Source organism: Sphingobium sp. PAMC28499 (assembly GCF_004795815.1).
GTDB classification, from domain to species: Bacteria; Pseudomonadota; Alphaproteobacteria; order Sphingomonadales; family Sphingomonadaceae; genus Sphingobium; species Sphingobium yanoikuyae.
Map to the genome: position 1 here is coordinate 538,560 of NZ_CP039248.1, position 23,502 is coordinate 562,061.

Consider the following 23,502-nt stretch of genomic DNA (forward strand, 5'->3'; position numbering starts at 1 on the left):
AATGACATGACCGGCGAAACCCCGCCCCCCGTCACCGAAGCCGATCTGACCGGCGTCGAGCCGCCCCATAATCGCCGCCGCCCCAAGGCGCCGATCCTGGAGATTGACGGCCGCAAGCTGAAGCCCGCAACCCTGATGATGGGCCATGGCTATGACCCGACCCTGTCCGAAGGATCGCTGAAACCCCCGATCTTCCTCACCTCCACCTTCGCCTTCGAGAGCGCGGCCGCGGGCAAGCGTCATTTCGAGGGGGTGACCGGCATCCGACCCGGCGGCGCCGAGGGCCTTGTCTATTCGCGCTTCAACGGCCCCAACCAGGAAATTGCCGAGGATCGGCTGTCGGTGTGGGAGGAAGCGGAGGATGCCCTGCTCTTTTCCAGCGGCATGTCGGCGATCGCCACCACCCTGCTCGCGCTGGTGCAGCCGGGTGACGTCATCGTCCATAGCGCGCCCCTCTATGCCGCGACCGAATCGCTGATCGGCCGAATTCTCGGCCGATTCGGGGTGCAGTGGCTCGATTTCCCCGCCGGCGCGACCGAGGCGGAGATCAGCGCGGTGATCGAGAAGGCCAAGGGGCTGGGCCGCGTCGCCATGCTCTATCTGGAAAGCCCGGCCAATCCGACCAATGTGCTGGTCGATCTGGAGGCGGTGGTCGCGCGCCGCGACGCGCTGTTCGCCGGCGAAGATCATGTCCCGCCGATCGCGATCGACAATACCTTCCTGGGGCCGCTGTGGCACCGGCCGATCAACCATGGCGCCGACCTCGTCATCTACAGCCTCACCAAATATGCCGGCGGGCATAGCGATCTGGTCGCCGGCGGCGTGCTCGGCTCCAATGCGCTGATCAACAGCATTCGCCTGATGCGCAACACGATCGGTACGATCCTCGACCCGCACAGCGCCTGGATGCTGTTGCGGTCGCTGGAGACGCTGGAATTGCGGATGAGCCGTGCGGGCGAGAATGCGGAAAAGGTCTGCACCTGGCTGAAGGACCAGCCGCAGGTGGAGAAGGTCGTCTATCTCGGCTTCCCCGAGACCGAGCGGCAGGCCGACATTTATCGCCGCCATTGCACCGGCGCCGGCTCCACCTTCTCGCTCTATCTGAAGGGTGGCGAGGCGGAGGCCTTCGCCTTCCTTGACGCGCTCAAGATCGCCAAGCTGGCGGTGAGTCTGGGTGGCACCGAGACGCTGGCCAGCCATCCCGCCGCGATGACCCATTTGTCGGTGCCGGCCGAGCGCAAGAAGGCGCTGGCGATCGGCGACAATATGGTGCGCATCTCGATCGGCTGCGAGGATGCCGACGATCTGATCGCCGACTTCGCCCAGGCGCTGAAGGCGATAGGATAATGGAGCGCCTGCGCCCGGTCATCCTGATCGCCCAGCCCCATCTGGCGCCGCTGCTGCCAATCCTGGCGATGCAATATGACGTCATGGGGCTATGGGAGGAGGCCGGGCGCGCCCGCCTTGCCGAGGCGGAAATACTCGTCACCGCCGGCGAGTTCCGGCTCGATCCCGCCATGCTGGCGGCGATGACGCGGTTGCGGCTGATTGCCTGCTTCACCGTCGGCTATGACGGGGTCGACTTGGACTGGGCACGGGCGAACAACATCGCCGTCAGCCATGCGGGCGACGCCAATGCGGAGGATGTCGCCGACCATGCGATCGGCCTGATCCTCGCCCATCGGCGCCAGATCGTCAGCGGCGACCGGGCGTTGCGCGCGGGCGAATGGCTGCCCGGCGGCAAGACCATCACCCGATCGGTCGCCGGCGCCCGGCTGGGCATCGTCGGCATGGGCAGCATCGGCATCGCCATCGCGGCGCGCGCCGACGCCATGCGCATGACGCCCCGCTGGTGGGGGCCGCGCGACAAGCCCGGCCTTGCCTGGCCGCGCAGCGAGAGCCTGGCGGCACTGGCGGCCGAGAGCGACATATTGGTCGTCGCGGCGCGCGCGACCGACGACAATCGCGGCATGATCTCCGCCACCATCCTCGATGCGCTTGGCCCCAATGGCCTGCTGGTCAATGTCGCGCGCGGGCAGCTGGTGGACGAGGACGCGCTGATCGACGCGCTGCGCGCCGGCCGGCTGGGCGGCGCGGCGCTCGACGTCTATGCGCAGGAACCGACCGATCCGGCGCGCTGGGCCGATGTCCCCCATTGCATCCTGACCCCCCATACCGGCGGCGCGACCGACGCGGCGGTGGCGCAGATGGCGCAGATGCTGCTCGCCAATATCCGCGCCTTCGTGGCGGAGGAACCGCTGCCCAATCGCGTGCTCTGAACCAAGCCGCAACGCCGCGCGTTGAGCGCCGACACGGCCGACCGGGCCGGACGGGAGAGCGACAGGGATGGCCAGCGGGTCGAGACGATGGGTGGTGCGTGGGCTTGTGGGCCTGATCCTGCTTTGCGCGATCCTGCTGCTGGTCCTCGCCGCCTTTCCCTGGGGCTGGATGAAAGGCCCAATCGAGCGCCGCCTGTCCGACCGCATCGGCAAGCCGGTGACGATCGGCGCGATGGCGCGGGCGGACAGCCTGTCCTTCCACCCCATCGTCACCCTGCGCGACCTGCGCGTGCCGCAACCCGGCTGGGTCAGACCCACTTTGCCCGACCTGGCCCGGATCGGCGAGATCCGCGCCGGCTTTTCGGTCTGGGGCCTGCTGACCGGCGGGCCGGTGCTGGAGCGGCTGGAAGCGCGGCGCGCCCGGCTCCATTTCTATCGCGACGCGCAGGGGCGCGAGAATTGGAGCGGCGAGCGTAGCAAGGGCAGCGACAGGCGCGGCGGCCGTCCGGCACTGCACAGCCTGATCGTCGCCGACAGCCGCATCGCCTATCGCGACGACAAGCGCGGGCGATCGGTCGATGCTGCGCTGACCGTCGATCCGCGCGGCCTGCGCCTGTCAGGCAACGGCGATGTGCGCGGCCATGCCGTGATCGTCACCGCGACCGGCGGCCCGATCCTCGACAACCGGCCGGGCCAGCGCTGGCCGTTCGACGCGGCGATCAGCGGCGACGCGGTCGGCTTCACCCTCAAGGGCACGATGGATGGCCCGCTCGACATCGGCCATCTGCGCGGCGAGGCGACCGCCCATGGCACGGACCTCGCCCTGCTCGACGCCATCATCGAGGCCGGCCTGCCCGGCACCCAGCCGGTCCGGCTGACCGCGCGGGTCACGCGCGACCGGCCGGACTGGATCGTCGAGGGGCTGAAAGGCACGATCGGCCGGTCCGACATTGCCGGCCATGCCACCATCCGCAAGCGTGACGGCCGCACCCGGATCGACGGCGCGCTCAGCGCCGACCGCTTCGATTTCGACGATCTGGCGAGCAATGCCGGCAAGGCGAAGGCGGCGGCCAAGCGCGCAAGGCTCGGGCCGCGGCTGATCCCCGATACGGCGATAGACCTCGCCACCGTCGATCACACGGACGGCAAACTGGACCTTCAGGTCCGGCAATTGCTGTGGCCCGGCCCCAGCCCGTTCCGCTCGCTCCATGGCACGATCAGCCTGGAACGCAGCCAGCTGTCGGTCGAACCACTGACGCTGGGCCTCACACGCGGCACGCTGTCGGGCCGGATCGGCGTCGATCAGCGGAATGGCGGGCCTCTTCTGGATATCGCCATGGCGATGCGCAGCGCACGGTTGCTCGATTTCTTCCCCGACGCCCGGATCGACGGCGCGCTTATCGGCCGGGTCGCGATCAAGGGACGGGGCAGAACCATCCGTCAAGCGCTGGGCACATCGACCGGCACGATCGCGCTCGTCGCCCGCGACGGCCGCATCCCGGACCGCACCGCCGCGCTGATGGGGCAGGATGTCGGCCGGGGCCTGACCCTGTCGAAGCGCAAGGAAGCCGTCCTGCGCTGCATCATCACCCGGCTGGACGTGCGGGACGGTATCGCCCGGCCGGGGCCGGTGCTGATCGACACGTCCCGCGCCCAGACCCATGCCACGGGCACGATACGGCTGTCGGACGAGCGGCTGGCCCTCGCACTGAGCGGCGTGCCCAAGCAGGACAGCCTGTTGCGGCTGAAGGGCAGCGTGCCGGTCGGCGGCACGATCAAGACGCCCGATATTCAGCTGCCCAGGGACGCCCGATCGGCCAAGGGCATAATCCGGATGATCGGCGATGCGATCGGCGGCGAGAAGCAGCCGACCGTGGGCGACGCCGATTGCGACGCGCTCGCCCGCACAGCGATGCGGTGAATCCTAGCTCCAGTCCACCCGCGTCCAGCCGCGCTCGGCCGCCAGCCTGGCGAGCGGCGGGTGCGGGTTGGACGCGAAGGCCTCGTCGGCGAATTCCAGCATCGGCGCGTCCGACACATGGTCGGAATAGGCGCGGATATGCGCCTGGCTGCGGTCGATCGCCTCGGCTGCCATCCACGCCTTGATCATCCGCAGCTTGCCGGTGTCGTAGCAATTCTCGCCGGAAATCTTGGCGCGGACATAGGGCAGATCCTGCCCGACATGGTCGGTCGCGATCACCGTGTCGAAGCCCAGCCGCCGCGCGATCGCCTCGACATAGAGGCGGTAGGAGGCGGTGGCGAGCACCAGCCGATAGCCCGCCGCGCGGTCCTTGGCGATCTGCTCCAGCGCGCCGGCGCGGACATTCTTCGCCATCACCTTGTCGGCATAGCTTTCGATATGCGGCTGCAGCTTCGCCCGGTCGGCGCGGCCGCCGATCATCAGCCACTGGTTGGTTTCCTTGAGCGTCTGGCGGCTGATCAGCTTCACCACATAGGCCAGCATGACGAAGGGAATGAGCGGCAGGAAGATCAATCGCCAAGGCGCCATATGGGCGGCCACATGGATGAGAAAGCCGGTATAGGTGCCCGAAAAGGTCACCGTGCGGTCCATGTCGTAAATCGCCAACCTGTATGTCATGCCGTGTCCGAAACTTTTATCCCTGCCCGTCGTTCTGTCTGGCGGATGGGCCGTTTCGGCTTGCCGCGCAACCGATAATGGACCACTAATCCCTCCACATGAACAAAGCCGCTGATCTCGTTGAGGAAAGCCGCGACGACGGCGGCAAGGTCATACGCCTGTCCGGTACCTGGTCGATTGCCTGTTTGCACGACATGCCGAACCGGCTGGATGCCATTTCCGGCCCCATCGCCTGCATCGACGTCGCCGATATCGACCATATGGACACGATCGGCGCCTGGACCATCCATCGCACCGCCAAGCGGCTGGAGACGGAGGTCTGCGGCGGCAGCACGGACTGCAAGCGGCTGATCGGCGCGGTCGGCAAGATCGACGAGCCGGTCGATATCCGCCCGACCTATGTCTCTCCCTTGAATCGGGTTTTGGGCCAGATCGGCGAGGCGGTGATCAATTCCGTCAACACGCTGGTCGGCCTGCTCGGCTTCTTCGGCGGCGTGCTGGTCACGGTCTGGGGCCTGATCCGCCATCCCAGCCGCTTCCGCATCAATGCCGTGGTCCAGCGGTTCGAGGTGGTCGGCGTCTCGGCGCTGGGCATCATCGGCCTGATGAGCTTCCTGATCGGCATCGTCATCGCCCAGCAGGGCGCGGTCCAGTTGCGCCAGTTCGGCATGGAAATGCTGACCATCAACCTGGTCGGCCGCCTCACCTTCCGCGAACTGGGCGTGCTGATGACCGCGATCATGGTGGCCGGCCGGTCCGGCTCGGCCTTTGCGGCCCAGCTCGGCACGATGAAGCTGACCGAGGAGGTCGACGCGATGCGCACCATCGGCGTGTCGCCGATGGAGGCGCTGGTGCTGCCGCGCACCCTGGCGGTGGTGGTGATGATGCCGCTGCTCGGCTTCTATTCCTCGATCATCGCGATCATCGGCGGCGGCTTCCTGTGCGCCGTGTCGCTCGACATTCCGCCGATCACCTTCGTCCAGCGCCTGCGCGAAGTGGTGCCGATCCACGATCTGTGGGTGGGCCTGATCAAGGCGCCGGTGTTCGGCCTCATCATCGGCATCAGCGGCTGTTTCCAGGGCATGCAGGTCAAGGCCAATGCCGAGGAAGTCGGCCTGCGCACCACGGCGGCCGTGGTCCAGGCGATCTTCCTGGTGATCGTGCTCGACGCCTTCTTCGCCGTCTTCTTCACCTGGGTGGGCTGGAACTGATGACCACCGATGAACGCCAGGCCAAGGAAGAGCGGATCGAGCGCGCGGTCGCGTCGGACGATATCGCCATCTCGGTGCGCGGCCTGAAGAACAGCTTCGGCGACCAGACCGTCCACGAAAATCTCGACCTCGACGTGCGCAAGGGCGAGATATTGGGCGTGGTTGGAGGATCGGGCACCGGCAAGTCGGTGCTGATGCGGTCGATCATCGGCCTTCAGGTGCCCGACGAGGGCGAAGTCCATGTCTTTGGCGAGGATATGGTCGGCCGGCTGGACGATGACGAGGCGCTGGCGATCCGCAAGCGCTGGGGCGTGCTGTTCCAGGGCGGCGCGCTCTTCTCGACCCTCACCGTGGCCGAGAATGTCGAAGTGCCGATCCGCGAATATTATCCCAATATCGGCCCGGTGCTGCGCGACGAGATCGCCGCCTACAAGATCCGCATGACCGGCCTGCCGGCCGAGGCCGGCCCCAAATATCCGGCCGAACTGTCGGGCGGCATGAAGAAGCGCGCCGGCCTGGCCCGCGCCCTGGCGCTGGACCCGGACCTCTTGTTCCTCGACGAGCCGACCGCCGGCCTCGACCCGATCGGCGCGGCCGCATTCGACGACCAGACGCGCAAGCTGCAGGAGACGCTGGGCCTCACCGTCTTCCTCATCACCCATGATCTCGACACCCTCTATTCGATCTGCGACCGTGTGGCGGTGCTGGCCGACAAGAAGGTGATCGCGGTCGGGACGATCGACGAATTGCTGGCGCTCGATCACCCCTGGATCCAGGAATATTTCAACGGTCCGCGTGGCCGCGCCGCAACCGCGGCGGTCACGCGCGAACGCGGCAAGGCCGCTGCCGAAAAACAAGCGGACGGAAGGCAATAGGATATGGAAACCCGGTCCAATCATGTGCTGGTCGGCGCGGTCACGCTGCTGCTGCTGGCCGCCATCATGGCGGCGGCCTTCTGGTTCTCGCGCCTGTCGCAGGGCGACAACAAGGAATATGACATCTTCTTCAAGCAGTCGGTAAACGGCCTCGCCAAGGGATCGGGCGTCAATTATTCCGGCGTCCCTTCCGGCCAGGTCGAGAAGATCGAGTTGTGGAAGCGTGATCCCAGCTTCGTGAAGGTCCGCATTTCGGTGAAGGACGGCACCCCGGTGCTGCAGGGCACGACTGCGACCATCGCCGGCGTCGGCTTCACCGGCGTCAGCGAGATCGTGCTGGACGGCGCGGTCAAGGGCGCGCCGCCGATCCTCTGCCCGGCCGAGAATATCACTTCGGCCTGCCCCGACGGCGTGCCGGTGATCCCGACCAAGCCGGGTGCTTTGGGCGAACTGCTCAACAATGCGCCGCAGCTGCTGGAACGGCTGTCGACCCTGACCGAGAAGCTCACCGAGCTGCTCAACGACAAGAATCAGCAGTCGATCTCCGGCATCCTCGCCAATCTCGACCGGGTGACCGGATCGCTGGCCGATCGCAGCCCGGAAATCGCCGCGACCCTCGCCGAAGCGCGCATCGCGGTGCAGCGCACCGGCGTCGCCGCGCAGCAGATTGGCGAGCTGGCCGCGACCACCAATGGCCTGATCAACGACGAAGGCCGTCCGCTGATGGCCGACCTGCGCAAGAGCGTCGCCTCCGCCAGCCGCAGCATCGACACGCTCGACAAGACGATCGCCGAAGCGCAGCCGGGCGTGCATGCCTTCAGCAACCAGACCATGCCGGAAGTGAACCGCCTGGTTCGCGACCTGCGCGAAATGTCGCGCGCCTTCCGCGGCGTCGCCGAAAAACTCGACCAGCAGGGCGCGGGCTCGATCGTCGGATCGCCCCAGCTGCCCGACTATAAGCCATGAAAGGGAGCCGGATGATGGTCCACAAGAAACTGGGTGGCGGATCGCTGGCGCTGGCCGCTGCAATCGCCCTGTCCGGCTGCGTCTCGATCGGCAGCAAGCCGCCGCAGCAGCTGCTGACGCTCGACGCCGCGCACAAGGTGCCGACCGGCGCGCAGAGCAATGCCGGCGGCGGCCGCAGCCTGATCATCGTCGATCCCGAAGCCGCGCGCGTCATCGACACGGTGCGCGTGCCGGTGCAGGTGACGCCGACCTCGGTCGCCTATGTCACCAAGGTGCAGTGGGCCGAAACGCCCCGCCATCTGTTCCGCCGCCTGCTGGCCGAGACGGTGGCCGCGACGACGGACCGGATCGTGCTGGACCCCGGCCAGTTTTCCGGTGACGGCGGCCAGCGCCTGAGCGGCGAGCTGATCAGCTTCACCATCGACCAGGCCAGCAACAATGCGGTCGTCACCTTCGACGCGGCGCTGATGACCCCGGCCGGCGTCGCGATCGCGCGCCAGCGCTTCACCGCCAGCGCGCCGGTCGGCGGCAAGATCGACGCCGGCAGCGTCGGCGCGCCGCTCAACAGCGCCGCCAACAAGGTGGCGACCGACGTCGCCGCCTGGGTCGCGGCGCAGAAGGACTGATCGGCCCGGCCGGGGTGTGAACGCCCCGGCCGCCGCCTTTCCCTTATCCCTCCAGGCTCTTGCTCGCCTGCTCGGTCACGTCCTTGGACAGGCCGGGCTCGTTCAGGATGCGCTGCAGTTCCGCCCGCATCAGTGCGGCGCGGCCTTCATCGAAGCGCTTCCAGCGGCCAAGCGGCGGCACCAGCCGGGCGGCGGTCTGCGGATTGAGCTTGTCGAGCGCGATGATGCAGTCCGCGACCAGCCGATAGCCCTTGCCCGACTTGTGGTGGAACGCCCACTGGTTGCCGGCAAAGGCGCCGTAGAGCGACCGCACACGGTTCGGGTTATTGAGCGTGAACGCCTTGTGCTGGCCCAGCTGCGCAACCAGTTCCACCGTATCGGGATGGAAGGCGAAGGCCTGGGTCTGGAACCATTTGTCCAGGGTCAGCGCATCGTCGCTGTAGCGATTATAGAAAATGTCGAGCGCCGCCTCCCGTTCCGGGCTGGTGCCGCTTGCCAGCGTCGCCAGCGCCGACTGGCGTTCGGTCATGTTGTCGGCCTCGCTATACTGGGCATAGGCGATCGCCGGGCCGTCTTCGGCGCCCGAGGCGACCAGATAGAGCAGCGCGACATTGCGCAGCTTGCGCGCGCCCTTGGCGGCCGGAGAGACCGCGAAGGCGTTCGCCTTGGTTCTGGCATGAATATCGCGCCACAGCGGCTCCAGATCGGCGCCCAGACGCGTCTGGAGGGCATCGCGGGCGGCATGGATGGCATCCGGGTCCACCTGCTTCATCTGATCGCCCAGATAGGCTTCGCTCGGCAGGCGCACCGCCTCCGCAACAAAGGCTGGATCGAGCAGCGGATCGGTGATGGTGTTGCGCACCGCGTCGACCACCGCGGTCACGTCGACGCTCTGGCCCGCCACCTGGCCGACCAGCACATTCACCATCAGTTGCTGCATCGCCTCATAACGGGCGAAGGGATCATCATCATGCGCCGACAGGAAGGCAAGGTCGGCCTGGCTGCGATTGGTCTCGACGATCACCGGCGCGGAAAAGCCGCGGTTGATCGACAGGATCGGCAGGCTGGCGAAATTGTCGAACGTGAAACGCTGCTGCGCCTCCGTCAGCATCAGCAACTGGTCGCCATGATGGCTGCCGGTCGCCGGATCATAGAGCGCGACGCGCAGCGGGATCGCCATCGGCCGCTTGTCGGGCTGGCCCGGCGTCGGCGGCACGCTCTGTTCCAGCAGCAGTTCGGCGGTGCGGCTGACCGGATCATGGCTCAGCAGCGCGCGGACATGGGGCGTGCCCGCCTGCTCATACCAGCGGCGGAACTGGCCAAGGTCGATCTCGCCGCCCTCCTCCATCGCGCGGACGAAATCCTCGCAGGTCGCCGCCTCGCCATCATGCCGGTCGAAATAGAGGTCGGTGCCGGCGCGGAACCGCTCCGCGCCCAGCATCAGCGCCATCATGCGGATCAGCTCGGCGCCCTTGTTATAGATGGTCGCGGTGTAGAAGTTGCTGATTTCCATATAGGATTCGGGCCGCACCGGATGCGCCAGCGGGCCGGAATCCTCCTGGAACTGGGCCGCGCGCAGGATGCGCACATCCTCGATCCGCTTGACCGCATGGCTGCCCATGTCGGCCGAGAAATTCTGGTCGCGAAAGACGGTGAAGCCTTCCTTCAGCGACAGCTGGAACCAGTCGCGACAGGTGACGCGATTGCCCGACCAGTTGTGGAAATATTCATGCGCCACCACGCCCTCGACGCCATCATAGTCGATGTCGGTCGCGGTCTCCGGATCAGCGAGAATATAGCGCGAATTGAAGATGTTGAGGCCCTTGTTCTCCATCGCGCCGAAATTGAAGTCGGCCACGGCGACGATGTTGAACACGTCCAGATCATATTCGCGGCCATAGACGCGCTCGTCCCAGGCCATGCTGTTCTTGAGCGCCTGCATCGCATGATCGGTGCGCGGCAGATCGGCCTCGCGCACCCAGATGCCCAGCGCCACTTCGCGCCCGCTCATCGTCACGAAGCGATCTGCGTTACAGGCGAGGTCGCCGGCCACCAGCGCGAAGAGATAGCAGGGCTTGGGGAAAGGATCATTCCACAGCGCCCAATGGCGGCCGCCCTCCAGATCGCCCTGCTCGACCGGATCGCCATTGGCGAGCAGGATCGGGTAGCGCGCCTTGTCGGCGGTCAGCTTCACGCTGTAGCGCGACAGGATATCCGGCCGGTCGGGGAAGAAGGTGATGCGGCGAAAGCCCTCCGCCTCGCACTGGGTGCAGAGCAGCCCGCCGCTGGCATAAAGGCCCATCAGCTTGCTGTTGCTCTCCGGCGCCAGCTCGACCAGCACCTCGACCTTGTGCGTCGCGCCGCCGAGGGGGACGACCAGCGCGCCGGCCTCCAGCATCCATTCCGTTTCGTTGAGTGTGCGGCCGTCGACCTTCACCGCCAGCGGCACCAGTCCGTCGCCGTCGAGTCGCAGCGGCCGGTCATGGTCGCCATTGCGCGCCACCGACATGTCGGACCAGACCCGCGTCCGCGCGGCATCCAGGTCGAAGTCGAGGGCGATGTCGGGGATCAGCCAGTCGGGCACGCGATAATCGGCGCGGCGGATGATGGCGGGAGCGGCGGCTTGGGTGGATTGGATATCGGCCATGGCACCAGCCTAGTGCCTGATTCTGTGAGGGGGAAGCGCTTTGCACATCCCCCTCATCCGGAACCGAACCGATGCGGCGTTTTTAGATCCGCTCGCCCGACAGGCGCTGGCACAGCATGTCCAGCTGGTCGAGCGTCGAATAGCGCAGCGACAATGTGCCCGGCCCATCACCGCTGTCGGCAATTTCGACCTTCAGGCCGAGAATATCGGCCAGATGCTGTTCCAGCGCGGCGATATCGGCATCCTTGCCACCGGGAGTTGCGCCGCGCGACTTGGGCTCGGCATCCTCGCCTTTCTTGGTCTTGCGCACCAGTTGCTCGGTCTCGCGGACCGAAAGCCCCTTCTGCTCGACCATCAGCGCCATCGATTCGCAGCCCGGCACGCCGATCAGCGCGCGGGCATGGCCCATGCTGATCCGCCCGTGCGACACCGCCTGCTGCACCGGATCGGGCAGGTCGAGCAGGCGCATCAGATTGGCGATATGGCTGCGCGACTTGCCGACGATGCGGCCCAGCGCTTCCTGGCTATGATGGAATTCGCCGATCAGCTTGCGATAGGCCTCGGCTTCTTCGATCGGGTTGAGGTCCTCGCGCTGGATATTCTCGACCAGCGCGATTTCCAGCGTTTCCTGCTCGTCGAAGTCGCGCACGATCGCCGGGATGCGATGCAGCTGCGCCTTCTGCGCCGCGCGCCAGCGCCGCTCGCCCGCGACGATCTGGAAGCCGCCGCCATGGGGACGGACGATGATCGGCTGGATCACGCCGCGCTTGGCGATGCTGTCGGCCAGCTCCTGCAGCGCGTCCTGGTCGAAATGGCGACGCGGCTGTTCGGGGTGCGGCTGGATCAGCGCGACCTCGATATTCTGCACCGCCTTGCTCGACGGCGCGGCGCTGTTGGCGCTCGCCGCCACCGGCTCTTCCCGGCTGACATCGCCCAGCAGCGCCGACAGGCCGCGGCCCAGACCGTGCGGCCGCTTTACCGGCTTCTGCTTTTCCCCAATTTCGTCGCTCAAGCCGCTACCTCCTGTCGGGGAAGACGCGCGATCAGTTCGCGCGCCAGACGCATATAGGCTTCCGACCCCGAACAGCGGAAATCATAGATGAGCGCCGGCACGCCATGGCTCGGCGCCTCGGACAGGCGCACATTGCGCGGAATGACGGTGGTGAAGACGAGGTCGCCCAGCACGGCGCGCACATCGTCGGCGACCTGATCGGTCAGCCGGTTGCGACGGTCATACATGGTCAGCGCCACGCCCAGGATCGACAGGCCGGTGTTGAACCGGCTGCGGATGCGCTCGACCGTCTGCAATAGCTGGGACAGGCCCTCCAGCGCGAAAAATTCGCACTGCAGCGGCACCAGCAGCGATTGCGCCGCCACCATCGCATTGACCGTCAGCAGGCCGAGCGAGGGCGGGCAGTCGATCAGGCAGATGTCCCAGCGCCCGGCGGGCGCCTCGGACAGCACCCGCTCCAGCCGGTGGGTGCGCTGCTCATAATCGATCAGCTCAATCTCCGCCCCGGACAGATCCTGGGTCGCCGGGATCAGGTCCAGCTTGGGCACGCGGGTGGTGACGACCGCCTCGTCCAGTTCGCAATTGCCGACCAGCAGGTCATAGCTCGACCGTTCGCGGTCGGCATGATTGACGCCCAGCCCGGTCGAGGCATTGCCCTGCGGATCAAGATCGACCAGCAGCACGCGCAGCCCCGTCGCGGCCAGGCCGGTCGCCAGATTGATAGCCGTGGTGGTCTTGCCGACTCCGCCCTTCTGATTGGCGATGGCGATACAAATCATCCTCGACCCTTCTTTTTGACAGGTTTGACGGATCGCGCGACGATGATGGCGCTGTCGGCGTCGGTCACGCTGCGTTCCACATGAAACGCACCTTGCCATGCCGGACGCGCGGTCTCCAGTTCATTCTGCGCATTTCGTCCCTTGGGCAGCACCCAAATCGTCTTTTCATCGGACAGATGCTGCGCCGACTGGAGCAATTTGGGCAGCGGCGCATAGGCGCGGGCGCTGATGACGGCCGACTTGGTCGACGGCGCGACCTCGACCCGTCCGCCAAAGACGGAGGCGTTGGTCAGCCCCAGCTCTGCAATCACATCATTGAGGAAGTCGATCCGCTTGCGGCGCGATTCCACCATGATCAGCGGCCGGTCGGACATGCTGGCAACGACCATGCCGGGCAGGCCAGCGCCCGAGCCGAGGTCCATCCAAGGCCCCTCGCCTGCATCCTTGGCGTGCAGAAGCAGCTGGGCCGAGTCGACGATATGCCGCGCCCAGACATGAGGGCGGGTCGATTCGGCGATCAGATTCTGCTCGTCCATCGCGGACAGCAAAAGCGACACATAGCGCTCCAGCCGATCCCATGTTTCACGTGGAACATCAAAATGCGCATCGAGCCAGGCCCGCGCTTCGTCTTCGGTCATGCTGCCTTCCGCCGCACATGGACAAGGATGGCGGCCAGAGCCGCCGGGGTGATGCCGCGGATACGGCCCGCAGCGGCTAGCGTGTCGGGACGCGCCCCGTCCAGCCGCTCGATCATCTCGGTCGACAGGCCGCCGACGCTGGCAAAGTCGAAGTCCGCCGGAATGGCCACGCGCTCGTCCCGACGCAGGGCGGCAATCTCCGCATCCTGTCGTTCGAGATAGGGCGCGTAATGGGCGTCCTCCAATATCTCGGCGCGCAGGTCCGCCGGCGCCTCTGCCAGGCTTGGCGCCAGCGTCACCAGCAGCTCCGCCTGCACTTCCGGGAAGCGCGCCCATTCGAACAGGCTGCGCCGCGCGCCATCCTGCCGCACCGCTGCCCCTGCCCGCGCCATCTCGGTCGCGGTAAAGGGGCGCGCCAGTTCCGCTTCGATCGCGGCGCGCGCACTGGCCCGTGCGGCGAAGCGCGCCGCCCGATCCGGACCAATGATGCCATGGGCCAGGCCGATGTCGCCCAGCCGCGTCTCGGCATTGTCGGCGCGCAGCCGCAGCCGATATTCGGCCCGTGCGGTCAGCATCCGATAGGGTTCGGTCACGCCCTGCAGCACCAGATCATCGATCATCACGCCGATATAAGAACTGGCCCGGTCGAGGATCATCGGCGCCTCGCTTCGTGCTCGCGCCGCGGCATTGGTGCCGGCGACCAGCCCCTGGGCGGCTGCCTCCTCATAGCCGGTCGTGCCATTGATCTGCCCCGCGCAGAAGAGGCCGGGCAGCGCCCGTACCTCCAGGCTGGCATCCAGCGCGCGCGGATCGATATGGTCATATTCGACCGCATAGCCCGGCACGACGATTTCTGCCTGCTCCAGCCCGCGCATCGACCGTATCATGGCCAGCTGTACATCGGCCGGCAGCGAGGTGCTGATGCCATTGGGATAGACCAGCGCGTCGTCCAGCCCTTCGGGCTCCAGGAAAATCTGATGGCCGTCGCGATCGCCGAAGCGGATCACCTTGTCCTCGATCGACGGGCAATAGCGCGGCCCCCGCCCCTCGATCGCGCCACTGAACAAGGGCGATCGCCCCAGCCCTTCGCGGATGATCGCATGGGTCCGCTCATTGGTGCGGGTGATGGCACAGGCCAGTTGCGGCAGCGGGCGATGATCCGACAGCGGCGACATGGTCCAGCCCTCGCCGTCCGACGCCTGCTCCTCCAGCACCGCCCAGTCGATGGTGCGGCCGTCGATGCGCGGCGGCGTCCCGGTCTTCAGCCGGCCGATCGGCAGGCCGATCTCGCGCAACTGCACCCCCAGCGCGGTTGCCGCCCGCTCGCCAGTGCGACCCCCGACATCCACATCCTCACCCCGGAACAGCTTGCCGCTCAGGAAGGTGCCGGTCGCTAGCACGACCGAGGGCGCCTCCAGCGTCTGGCCATCGGTCAGCGTCAGGCCCGCCACCGCCCCTTCGCGGACGATCAGGCTGACCGCCTCGCCCTCGACGATCTCAAGGCCCGCCTGGGCGTCGAGCATCTGATGGATCGCCGCCTTGTAGCGCTTGCGGTCGGCCTGCACGCGCGGCCCCTGCACGGCGGCGCCCTTGCTGCTGTTGAGCATGCGATAATGGATGGCACCGGCGTCAGCGGCACGGCCGATCAAGCCGTCGAGCGCGTCGACTTCACGGACCAGATGGCCCTTGCCCAGACCGCCGATCGCCGGGTTGCAGGACATGGCGCCCACGGTCGCCCGCTCGAAGGTCAGCAGCGCCACCGCCGCGCCCTTGCGCGCTGCCGCAGCGGCCGCCTCGCAGCCGGCATGGCCGCCACCGACCACGATCACATCATAGCTTGTTCGCATGGCGGCCCCATATCAGATTCAGGGGCCTGCGGTCAAAAGCGTTCCACGTGGAACATCGTACTATTAGCCATCACACGCGGAAATTTCGCTTACTTCCCGATACAGAATCCCGAGAAGAGACGGTCGAGCATATCCTCGGTCCCCGCCTGTCCGGTCAGCGCATCGATCGTCCGCCGCCCCAGGCGCAATTCCTCCGCCAACACCAGCAGGTCACGGGCCGCGCCTGCGGCGAGCAGATGGTCGTGCAGTTGGCGCACGCCCTCCCGTTGCCGCGCATGCAGGGCATAGTCGCCCTCGCCCGGCAGCAGCGTCGCCGCCCGATCGAGCAGCATCGCCACCAGCGCGTCCATCCCCTCGCCCGTTCGCGCCGATAAGCGAAGACCCGGCCGCTCGAAACCGTACAGCGCGACATCGCTCTGCGCCGCGATCAGCAGCGCATCCTCGCGCGGTGCCTCGTCCGGCTCGCCCAGCCACAGGATGATGTCCGCCGCCTCCAGCGCGGCGCGTGCGCGGTCGATGCCGATCGCCTCGATCGCGTCGCCGGTCTCGTCGCGTAGTCCAGCCGTGTCGGTGAACAGGAAGGCGGTGCCGCCGATCGCGGCGGGCACTTCGATCCGGTCGCGGGTGGTGCCGGCAATGTCGGACACGATCGCCGCCTCGCGCCCCACCAGCCGGTTGAGCAAGGTCGACTTGCCGGCATTGGGCGGCCCGGCCAGCACCACCCGGATGCCGTCGCGCAGCCGCTCGGCCGAAGGTGCCGCCAGCAACGCACCGACATCGTCCGCCAGTGCCATCACCCCTTGCCCGATCCGCGCCTCGATATCGGCGTCGGGCACATCATCCTCATCAGAGAAGTCGAGCGCCGCCTCGGCCATCGCCGACAGGTCGAGCAGCCGCATCCGCCAGCCGTCGATCCGCTGCGAAAAATGGCCTTCCATCATCGCCAGCGCCGCACGCCGCTGTTGCTGCGTCTCCGCCGCCAGCAGGTCCGCCAATCCCTCAACCTCGTTCAGGTCCATGCGGCCATGGGCAAAGGCGCGGCGAGTGAATTCGCCCGGAGTTGCGCGGCGCAACTGTGGCATTGCCTCCAGTGCCGCTTCGACCGCTGCGATCACCGCGCGGCCGCCATGGCAATGGAGCTCGGCCATATCCTCGCCGGTGACGGTACGCGGCCCCGGCAACCACAAGAGCAGCGCCCGGTCGAGCGGCGTACCGTCGCGCGGATCGCTCAGCAGCGCCAGGCTCGCCATGCGGGGGGTGGGCAGTCGCCCGGCCAGTGCCTGCAACGCCGCGCCCGCCATCGGGCCGCTGACGCGCACCACGCCAATCCCCGCCGGCGGCGCACCGCTCGACAGGGCGAAGATCGTCTCGCTCACTTAATCCTTCTTGTCGCCATTCTTGCCTGCCATGCCGGACAGGCCGATATCCATCATCTGCTTGAACAGCCGCACGCCGGCATCGCCCATCGGCGAGAAGCTCTTGAACAGCGTCTCCATCTGCTCGACGCTGCCAATGCCATCCATGCTGTCCAACATGGTCTTGATATATTTGTCGTGGATGGGGCTGACGTCCGGCAGGCCCAGAAAGGCGCGCGCCTCGGCCGGGGTGCAATCCACGTCGACGGTCACTTTCATCTGCTGCCCTTCCCTGTCGCGGTCATCCGCCTGTCGCTCCATCTCATGCCGCAAACAGGCCGGCGATGGCAAATTTTTTGGGCGCGACAGCGCGCTTGCACCCCTCGCCCAAGGCGCCAATATGCGCCTCGACCAACAGACTCCCCAAGGCGGAAGGATATCCCATGGCAGACTATATTCCGATCAAGACGCTGGAAGGCGACGGCCAGTTCGACGCCTATGTCGCCACGCCGGACAGCCCGGCCAAGGCCGCGATCATCGTCATCCAGGAGATTTTCGGCGTCAATGAGGGCATACGCCGCAAGTGCGACAGCTGGGCCCGCGCCGGTTATCTGGCGATCGCGCCCGACCTGTTCTGGCGCATCGATCCGCATATCGAGCTGGACGCTGACGTCCCCGAACAGATGCAGCAGGCGCTCGACTATATCCCCCGCTTCAACCAGGATCAGGGCGTCCGCGATATCGAGGCGACCATCCGCGCCGCGCGCGCCATGCTGGAAGGCCCGGCCAAGGTCGGCGTCGTCGGCTATTGCCTGGGCGGTCGCGTCGCCTTCATGACCGCCTGCCGCACCGATGGCGATGCCTTTGTCGGCTATTATGGCGTGGGCATCGACGGGTTGCTGGGCGAACAACATGCCATCGGCAAGCCGACCATGCTACATATTCCCACCAATGACGGCTTCGTCCCCGCCGATGTGCAGGCCAAGATGCATGACGGGCTGAAGGACAACCGCCACGTCACCCTGCATGACTATGAAGGGCTGGATCATGGCTTCGCCGCCGAGATGGGCGATCGCCGCGTCGAGGAAGCCGCGCAGCTGGCCGACCGCCGCACCGCCGACTTCTTCGCGCAGGCGCTCGCCTGATGTCGGACGAAGCATACCGGATGATCGTCCGGGCCCATGGCGGCCCCGAGGCGATCGAACGCGAGCGTTTCGATCCGGGCACGCCCGGTGAAGGCGAGGTGTTGATCGCGCAGGATGCGGTCGGTCTCAACTTCATCGACACCTATTATCGCACCGGCCTCTACCCCGCCGCCCTGCCCCTCACGCTGGGATCGGAAGGTGCGGGCCATGTCGTTGCGGTGGGTGCGGGCGTCAGTGGCATTGCCGTGGGCGACAAGGTCGGCTGCGCCGCCGGCCTGGGCGCCTATGCCACCCACCGCATCGTCCCGGCCGATCGAGTCGTGCGCATCCCCGATGCAGTCAGCACGCGCGACGCCGCCGCAATGATGCTCAAGGGCATGACCGCCTGTTATCTGGCCGAGGACATGATCGACCTGCTGCCCGGCGATGTGGCGCTGGTCCATGCCGCCGCCGGTGGTGTCGGATCGGTGCTGGTGCCCTGGCTGCGCGACAAGGGCGTGGTCGTGATCGCCCATAGCGGATCGCCCGAAAAGGCGGCCAGGGTCGAAGCCGACCACAGCCTGTTCGGCCCGCTCGACGATCTGGCGGCGCAGGTGCGCGACCTGACCGACGGCAAGGGTGTCGCCGTTGCCTATGATGGCGTCGGCAAGGATAGCTGGGCCGCATCGCTCGCCAGCCTCCGCCGCCGCGGCCTGCTGGTCAGCTATGGCAATGCATCGGGCGCGGTGCCGCCTATCAGCCTGCTCGACCTCAGCCGCAACGGCTCGCTCTATGTCAGCCGCCCGACCCTGTTCGACTATGTCGCGACGGCGGAAGATCTGGCCAACACCGCCGAACGCCTGTTCGACCGGATGGCACGCGGGATCGTGTCAGCGCAGATCGGCCAGAGCTTCGCTCTCGCCGACGCCGCGGACGCCCATCGCGCGTTGGAAGGGCGCCAGACGACCGGCAGCACCATCCTGATCCCCTAAGCCTCTGGCTCATCTACATAATCTCATCAGGGGCGGCATGACACATGCCGTCCCTTTTTTTGTGCAGGCGGTCTGCCTGCCCTTCCCTATTGATCGTCATTTGCAGTATCCGACAGGAGATGCATCCGTCCCGGAAGAACAAGAACATGCCCCGATTGGCCCAGTGGATCCTGTTGCCATGGTGGACCCTGCAGCTGGCGACTGGGGCCAAGTCCTTTCTCGACAATCCGCTGATCGGTTCGTCCCGGCTCAATGCGCTGGGCCTCCATGTCGGGCGCGTCAGGCTCGCCCAATGGATGACAGCCCGTCGTCGCTCGCGTCTCGCCGCAAATCTTTCCGCAGCCGATCGTCATGCCTTTGATCGTGACGGTTTCATCGAGATTCGCGACTTCCTGCCGCCGGAGCAGTTTGCTGCCCTGCGCGAGCAGATTGCGGCCTATCAGGCTGTTCCACGTGAAATGGTGCAGGGTCATACCATCACCCGTCGTTACGCGCTGGACGGGGCTGCACGGCGCGCCATGCCCGCTATGGCCCGCTTTCTCGATCATCCCCGCTGGCGCGCGCTGGCGCGCTATGCCGCCGGCTTCAACGTCGAGCCGCTGATCTACATCCAGACCATTCTCACCCATCGTCGGGACGGCGCGCCCGATCCGCAGACCCAACTGCACGCCGATACCTTCCATCCCGCGATGAAGGCCTGGCTGTTCCTGGAGGACGTCCCGGCCGAAGGCGGCCCCTTCACCTATGTGCCCGGATCGCATCGACTGACCCCCGCGCGCGCGGCGTGGGAGAAACAGCGCAGCCTGACAGCGCGATATGGCGATTGCCGTCTGTCGGCGCGCGGCTCGCTGCGGATCGACGAAGCGGAACTGGCCGGTCTTGGCCTCCCCCCGCCGCGCCAGTTTCCGGTCCCTGCCAACACATTGGTGATCGCCGACACGTTCGGCTTCCATGCGCGGGGCGAAGCGGCGCAGCGTTCCACCCGCGTCGAACTCTGGGCCTATGGCCGGCGCAACCCCTTCCGCCCGCTGGTGGGGCTCGACATTTGGAGCCTGCCCGGAATCACCGAACGGCGCATCAACCTGCGCTGGGGGCTGCGCGATGCCGTGGCACGCTGGATCGGCCACCCCTGGCGGCCCGCAGGCATGAAAAGGCCCGCCGACGACTGAGCGTGGGCGGGCCGATCGCGATAGCGTCGATCAGATCGATCAGAAGAGCGTCAATATGCCCACCGACCGATCCATGATGCCGTCATAGATCATCGAGCAGGCCACATAGACGATCACCGCCAGGCCAAGATAGGCCAGCCAGCGGAAGCGCTCGATATATTTGGCGATGATGTTCGCCGCGATGCCCATCATCGCCACCGACAGGATCAGGCCGATGATCAGGATGCCGGGATGCTCCCGCGCGGCACCGGCCACGGCCAGCACATTGTCCAGGCTCATGCTGACGTCGGCGATCGCCACCGACCAAGCGGCGGCGGCAAAGCTCTTGGCCGGGCGCACGCCCGACACATCATCGTCGCTCGGATCGTCAGGCGTATGCGCGCCGGCATTGGGCCGCAGCTCGCGCCACATCTTCCAGCTGACCCACAGCAGCAGCAGGCCGCCCGCCAGGATCAGGCCGACAATCTGCATCAGCTGGCTGACCACCAGTGCGAAACCGATGCGCAGCACCAGCGCAGCGATGATGCCGATCAGGATGACTTGCTGGCGCTGCTTGGGCGGCAGGCCGGCGGCCAGGGCACCGACGACGATCGCATTGTCGCCAGCCAGCAGGATATCGATCATCAGCACCTGGCCAAAGGCGGCCAGGGCGCTGGGCGTCCCGATATTGCTGAAGTCGTTGACGATATGCTGCCAGATATCCGCCGGGGAACCGAGTCCCTGGGCGGCCGAAGCGGCGGTGGCGATAAGGTCGAGCATGACGGCCTAACGTCCCTGTATGTGAAAATGAAGAAAGCCGGACCATATACATGGCCCGGCTCTCACCGCAAAATATATGGCAGGGTGGCCGCACATCCGCGCAGCCGCCGCCGCGCTTACTGGTTCATGGTCGCGAAGAAATCCTCGTTGGTCTTGGAATCCTTCATCTTGTCGAGCAGGAATTCCATCGCGTCGACCGTGCCCATCTGCATGAGGATGCGGCGCAGCACCCACATCTTGCTGAGCGTCGGCTTCTCGACCAGCAGTTCCTCCTTGCGGGTGCCGGACTTGCCGACGTCCAGCGCCGGGAAGATGCGCTTGTCCGCAACCTTGCGGTCCAGCACGATTTCCGAGTTGCCGGTGCCCTTGAACTCTTCGAAGATGACTTCGTCCATGCGGCTGCCCGTGTCGATCAGCGCGGTCGCGATGATCGAGAGCGAGCCGCCCTCCTCGATGTTGCGCGCGGCGCCGAAGAAGCGCTTCGGGCGCTGCAGCGCGTTGGCGTCGACACCGCCGGTCAGCACCTTGCCCGACGACGGCACGACAGTGTTGTAGGCGCGGCCGAGGCGGGTGATCGAGTCGAGCAGGATGACGACATCCTTCTTGTGCTCGACCAGGCGCTTGGCCTTCTCGATCACCATTTCGGCGACCTGGACGTGGCGGGTGGCGGGCTCGTCGAAGGTCGAGGAGACGACCTCGCCCTTCACGCTGCGCTGCATGTCGGTGACTTCTTCCGGACGCTCGTCGATCAGCAGGACGATCAGGAAGACTTCGGGATGATTGTCGGTGATGGCCTTGGCGATGTTCTGCAGCATCACCGTCTTGCCGACGCGCGGCGGCGCGACGATCAGCGTGCGCTGGCCCTTGCCCTGCGGCGAGACGATGTCGATGACGCGGGCCGACTTGTCCTTGATGGTCGGGTCCAGCGTGTCGAGGCGCAGCTTCTGCTCGGGATAGAGCGGGGTCAGGTTGTCGAAATTGACGCGATGGCGGACAACGTCCGGATCATCGAAATTAACCGACAGCAGCTTGGTCAGGGCGAAATAGCGCTCGCCATCCTTGGGCGCGCGGATCTCGCCCTCGACCGTGTCGCCGGTGCGCAGGCCGAAGCGACGGACCTGGTTGGGCGAGACATAGATGTCGTCGGGGCCGGCCAGGAAATTCGCCTCCGGGCTGCGCAGGAAGCCGAAGCCGTCCGGCAGCACCTCGATCGTGCCCTCACCCATGATCTGCGCGCCATTTTCGGCCTCGGCCTTCAGGATGGCGAACATCAGATCCTGCTTACGCAGGGTCGATGCGCCCTCGACGCCCAGTTCTTCCGCCATGGTGACGAGGTCGGCGGGAACTGTCTTCTTGAGGTCCTTGAGATGCATTGCGAGTCGGTCCGATGGAGTGAGGGATAGAATAGCCGGGTAAGAAAGGAGATTTTGCCCGGTCAATGTCTCGGGAAAGCCTCGCGCCGGACGGGCGAGGGGAATAGTCGGCGTTTAGCGAGCGCCCGGCCCTCAAGTCAAGCGAGGACATTTCCCTATTCCGCCTGAAATCATGGGCGATCCGGGGATTTTCGACAGGTGGTGCCCCATCTGCGGCGATGGACGACATATCCTGCCCCATGATATGATGAGACATAAAATATCGGAAGGATGAGGAAATGCGTTATTTCCGTGCCCTGATGGCGATCGCCACGGGCGCGCTCACTGCGCTGCCACTCGCCGCGCAGGACAGCCCCCCGCTCGATCCCGACATACCCCCTACCGTCGTCCGCACCGGCCCCTCGCTCGACGACCGAGTCACCATTCCCATCAATATCGACGGCAAGGGGCCGTGGAACTTCGTGATCGACACCGGCTCCCAGCGCACGGTCATCGCCCGCGACCTGGCCGACCGGCTCGCCCTACCCAATCGGCGGATCGTCACCATCCTCAGCATGACCGGCAAGGCGGAAGTGCCGACCGTCGCCGTGCCCCGGCTCGGTTTCGGCGCGACCACGGTGGACGATATAGAGGCACCGGTGCTGAACGGCGAGCATCTGGGCGCCGCCGGGTTGCTCGGCCTCGACAGTCTGCATGCCAAGCGGGTGCTGCTCAATTTCCGCACCGGCCGGATGGAGATCAGCGAAAGCCGCCGCCTGCCCCCGCGCGATCCCGATGCAATCATTGTCGAGGCGCGCCGGCGCAAGGGGCAGCTGATCCTGCTGGATTCCGACGTCAACGGGATGAAGGTGAACATCATCCTAGATACCGGCGCCAATTTCAGCGTCGGCAATCTGGCGCTGCGCGACAAGCTCGTGCGCAAGAAGCGCGCCCCCAAGCTGCTGCAGGCGAGCCTGATCAGCGTGACCGGCGACACGCTGACCGGCGATGTCGGGCGGCTGGATTTCGTGCGCATGGGGCGGGTCAAGCTGACCGGCGTGCCGGTGCTGTTCGCCGAGGCCAGCCCCTTTGCCGAGCTGGGCCTGGCCGACAAGCCCGCGCTGATGCTGGGGATGAACGCACTGCGGCTGTTCGACCGGGTGGCGATCGACTTCGGCCGGGGCAAGGTCGATTTCCTGCTGCCCGATACCGGCGCGCTCGATCCGGTCCGGCTGGCCGCCTCAGCGCCCCGTCAGGGACGCTGAGGCACGG

At 66.5% G+C, this 23,502-nt stretch carries 21 protein-coding genes; 11 read left to right on the forward strand and 10 right to left on the reverse strand.

Features of this window, described 5'->3' with window-relative positions:
- Positions 1–6: 6 nt before the first annotated feature.
- The 3 genes from E5554_RS02595 (at position 7) to E5554_RS02605 (ending at position 4,200) form a co-directional block, all read left to right on the forward strand.
- Entirely contained in the window at positions 7–1,347 is a 1,341-nt protein-coding gene (locus tag E5554_RS02595) for a cystathionine gamma-synthase family protein (protein WP_210729792.1), read from the forward strand.
- Complete coding sequence (locus tag E5554_RS02600; RefSeq protein WP_136185900.1) at positions 1,347–2,279, forward strand: 2-hydroxyacid dehydrogenase; 933 nt, start codon at positions 1,347–1,349, stop codon at positions 2,277–2,279. Before E5554_RS02595 ends, E5554_RS02600 begins: the two co-directional genes overlap by 1 nt.
- 67 nt (positions 2,280–2,346) lie before the next feature.
- Positions 2,347–4,200 (forward strand): AsmA-like C-terminal region-containing protein, encoded by a 1,854-nt coding sequence (locus tag E5554_RS02605; RefSeq protein ID WP_210729793.1) that lies wholly within the window; start codon positions 2,347–2,349, stop codon positions 4,198–4,200.
- A gap of 3 nt (positions 4,201–4,203) precedes the next feature.
- Here E5554_RS02605 and E5554_RS02610 read toward each other — a convergent pair whose 3' ends face one another.
- A complete protein-coding gene (locus tag E5554_RS02610; RefSeq protein ID WP_048938038.1) occupies positions 4,204–4,878 on the reverse strand; it encodes an HAD family hydrolase in 675 nt (224 codons plus the stop codon).
- 98 nt (positions 4,879–4,976) lie between these two features.
- Here E5554_RS02610 and E5554_RS02615 point away from each other — a divergent pair, with 98 nt between their 5' ends.
- Genes E5554_RS02615 through E5554_RS02630 form a run of 4 tightly spaced genes read left to right on the forward strand, consistent with a single transcriptional unit; the run spans position 4,977 to position 8,556 of the window.
- Complete coding sequence (locus E5554_RS02615) at positions 4,977–6,089, forward strand: ABC transporter permease (RefSeq protein ID WP_010335752.1); 1,113 nt, start codon at positions 4,977–4,979, stop codon at positions 6,087–6,089.
- Positions 6,086–6,964, forward strand: coding sequence for an ABC transporter ATP-binding protein (locus E5554_RS02620; RefSeq protein WP_086012837.1), 879 nt, complete (start codon positions 6,086–6,088; stop codon positions 6,962–6,964). Before E5554_RS02615 ends, E5554_RS02620 begins: the two co-directional genes overlap by 4 nt.
- A 3-nt stretch (positions 6,965–6,967) precedes the next feature.
- Complete coding sequence (locus tag E5554_RS02625) at positions 6,968–7,930, forward strand: MlaD family protein (RefSeq protein ID WP_136185901.1); 963 nt, start codon at positions 6,968–6,970, stop codon at positions 7,928–7,930.
- A gap of 14 nt (positions 7,931–7,944) precedes the next feature.
- Entirely contained in the window at positions 7,945–8,556 is a 612-nt protein-coding gene (locus tag E5554_RS02630) for an ABC-type transport auxiliary lipoprotein family protein (RefSeq protein WP_136188232.1), read from the forward strand.
- Positions 8,557–8,599: 43 nt separating this feature from the next.
- Here E5554_RS02630 and pepN read toward each other — a convergent pair whose 3' ends face one another.
- The 7 genes from pepN to E5554_RS02665 form a co-directional block, all read right to left on the reverse strand.
- Positions 8,600–11,203 carry an aminopeptidase N gene (gene pepN / locus E5554_RS02635; RefSeq protein WP_136185902.1) on the reverse strand — a complete coding sequence of 868 codons (2,604 nt, stop codon included), beginning with the start codon at positions 11,201–11,203 and terminating at the stop codon, positions 8,600–8,602.
- Positions 11,204–11,285: 82 nt separating this feature from the next.
- Positions 11,286–12,215, reverse strand: a complete 930-nt coding sequence (locus E5554_RS02640) for a ParB/RepB/Spo0J family partition protein (RefSeq protein WP_010335757.1) — start codon at positions 12,213–12,215, stop codon at positions 11,286–11,288.
- Entirely contained in the window at positions 12,212–12,994 is a 783-nt protein-coding gene (locus tag E5554_RS02645) for a ParA family protein (RefSeq protein ID WP_037508856.1), read from the reverse strand. The genes E5554_RS02640 and E5554_RS02645 overlap by 4 nt, the downstream gene beginning before the upstream one ends.
- Complete coding sequence (gene rsmG / locus E5554_RS02650; protein WP_136185903.1) at positions 12,991–13,632, reverse strand: 16S rRNA (guanine(527)-N(7))-methyltransferase RsmG; 642 nt, start codon at positions 13,630–13,632, stop codon at positions 12,991–12,993. Before rsmG ends, E5554_RS02645 begins: the two co-directional genes overlap by 4 nt.
- Positions 13,629–15,479 (reverse strand): tRNA uridine-5-carboxymethylaminomethyl(34) synthesis enzyme MnmG, encoded by a 1,851-nt coding sequence (gene mnmG, locus E5554_RS02655; protein WP_136185904.1) that lies wholly within the window; start codon positions 15,477–15,479, stop codon positions 13,629–13,631. The genes rsmG and mnmG overlap by 4 nt, the downstream gene beginning before the upstream one ends.
- A gap of 89 nt (positions 15,480–15,568) precedes the next feature.
- Positions 15,569–16,855, reverse strand: coding sequence for a tRNA uridine-5-carboxymethylaminomethyl(34) synthesis GTPase MnmE (gene mnmE / locus E5554_RS02660; protein ID WP_136185905.1), 1,287 nt, complete (start codon positions 16,853–16,855; stop codon positions 15,569–15,571).
- Positions 16,856–17,113 carry a DUF6489 family protein gene (locus E5554_RS02665; RefSeq protein WP_004209166.1) on the reverse strand — a complete coding sequence of 86 codons (258 nt, stop codon included), beginning with the start codon at positions 17,111–17,113 and terminating at the stop codon, positions 16,856–16,858. It abuts the gene before it with no gap.
- A gap of 164 nt (positions 17,114–17,277) precedes the next feature.
- Between E5554_RS02665 and E5554_RS02670 the strand changes: the two genes are divergently transcribed.
- From E5554_RS02670 to E5554_RS02680, 3 genes are all read left to right on the forward strand, one after another.
- Complete coding sequence (locus E5554_RS02670) at positions 17,278–17,979, forward strand: dienelactone hydrolase family protein (protein WP_136185906.1); 702 nt, start codon at positions 17,278–17,280, stop codon at positions 17,977–17,979.
- Positions 17,979–18,950, forward strand: a complete 972-nt coding sequence (locus E5554_RS02675; protein ID WP_247594359.1) for a quinone oxidoreductase — start codon at positions 17,979–17,981, stop codon at positions 18,948–18,950. The genes E5554_RS02670 and E5554_RS02675 overlap by 1 nt, the downstream gene beginning before the upstream one ends.
- A gap of 146 nt (positions 18,951–19,096) precedes the next feature.
- Positions 19,097–20,119 carry a phytanoyl-CoA dioxygenase family protein gene (locus tag E5554_RS02680; RefSeq protein WP_168708668.1) on the forward strand — a complete coding sequence of 341 codons (1,023 nt, stop codon included), beginning with the start codon at positions 19,097–19,099 and terminating at the stop codon, positions 20,117–20,119.
- Between the two features lie 39 nt (positions 20,120–20,158).
- Here the strand turns inward: E5554_RS02680 and E5554_RS02685 are convergent, their stop codons facing one another.
- Together E5554_RS02685 and rho are read right to left on the reverse strand one after the other, a co-directional pair.
- The gene (locus E5554_RS02685; RefSeq protein WP_004209170.1) at positions 20,159–20,878 is read right to left on the reverse strand and encodes a YjbE family putative metal transport protein; all 720 of its coding nucleotides are present in this window, start codon (positions 20,876–20,878) and stop codon (positions 20,159–20,161) included.
- A 116-nt stretch (positions 20,879–20,994) separates the two neighbouring features.
- On the reverse strand, positions 20,995–22,251 hold the full coding sequence (gene rho / locus E5554_RS02690) for a transcription termination factor Rho (protein ID WP_004209171.1): 1,257 nt from the start codon (positions 22,249–22,251) through the stop codon (positions 20,995–20,997).
- A gap of 278 nt (positions 22,252–22,529) precedes the next feature.
- On the opposite strand from rho, the gene E5554_RS02695 reads away from it, so the two are divergent.
- Positions 22,530–23,495 carry a retroviral-like aspartic protease family protein gene (locus E5554_RS02695; RefSeq protein ID WP_136185908.1) on the forward strand — a complete coding sequence of 322 codons (966 nt, stop codon included), beginning with the start codon at positions 22,530–22,532 and terminating at the stop codon, positions 23,493–23,495.
- Positions 23,496–23,502 lie beyond the last annotated feature (7 nt).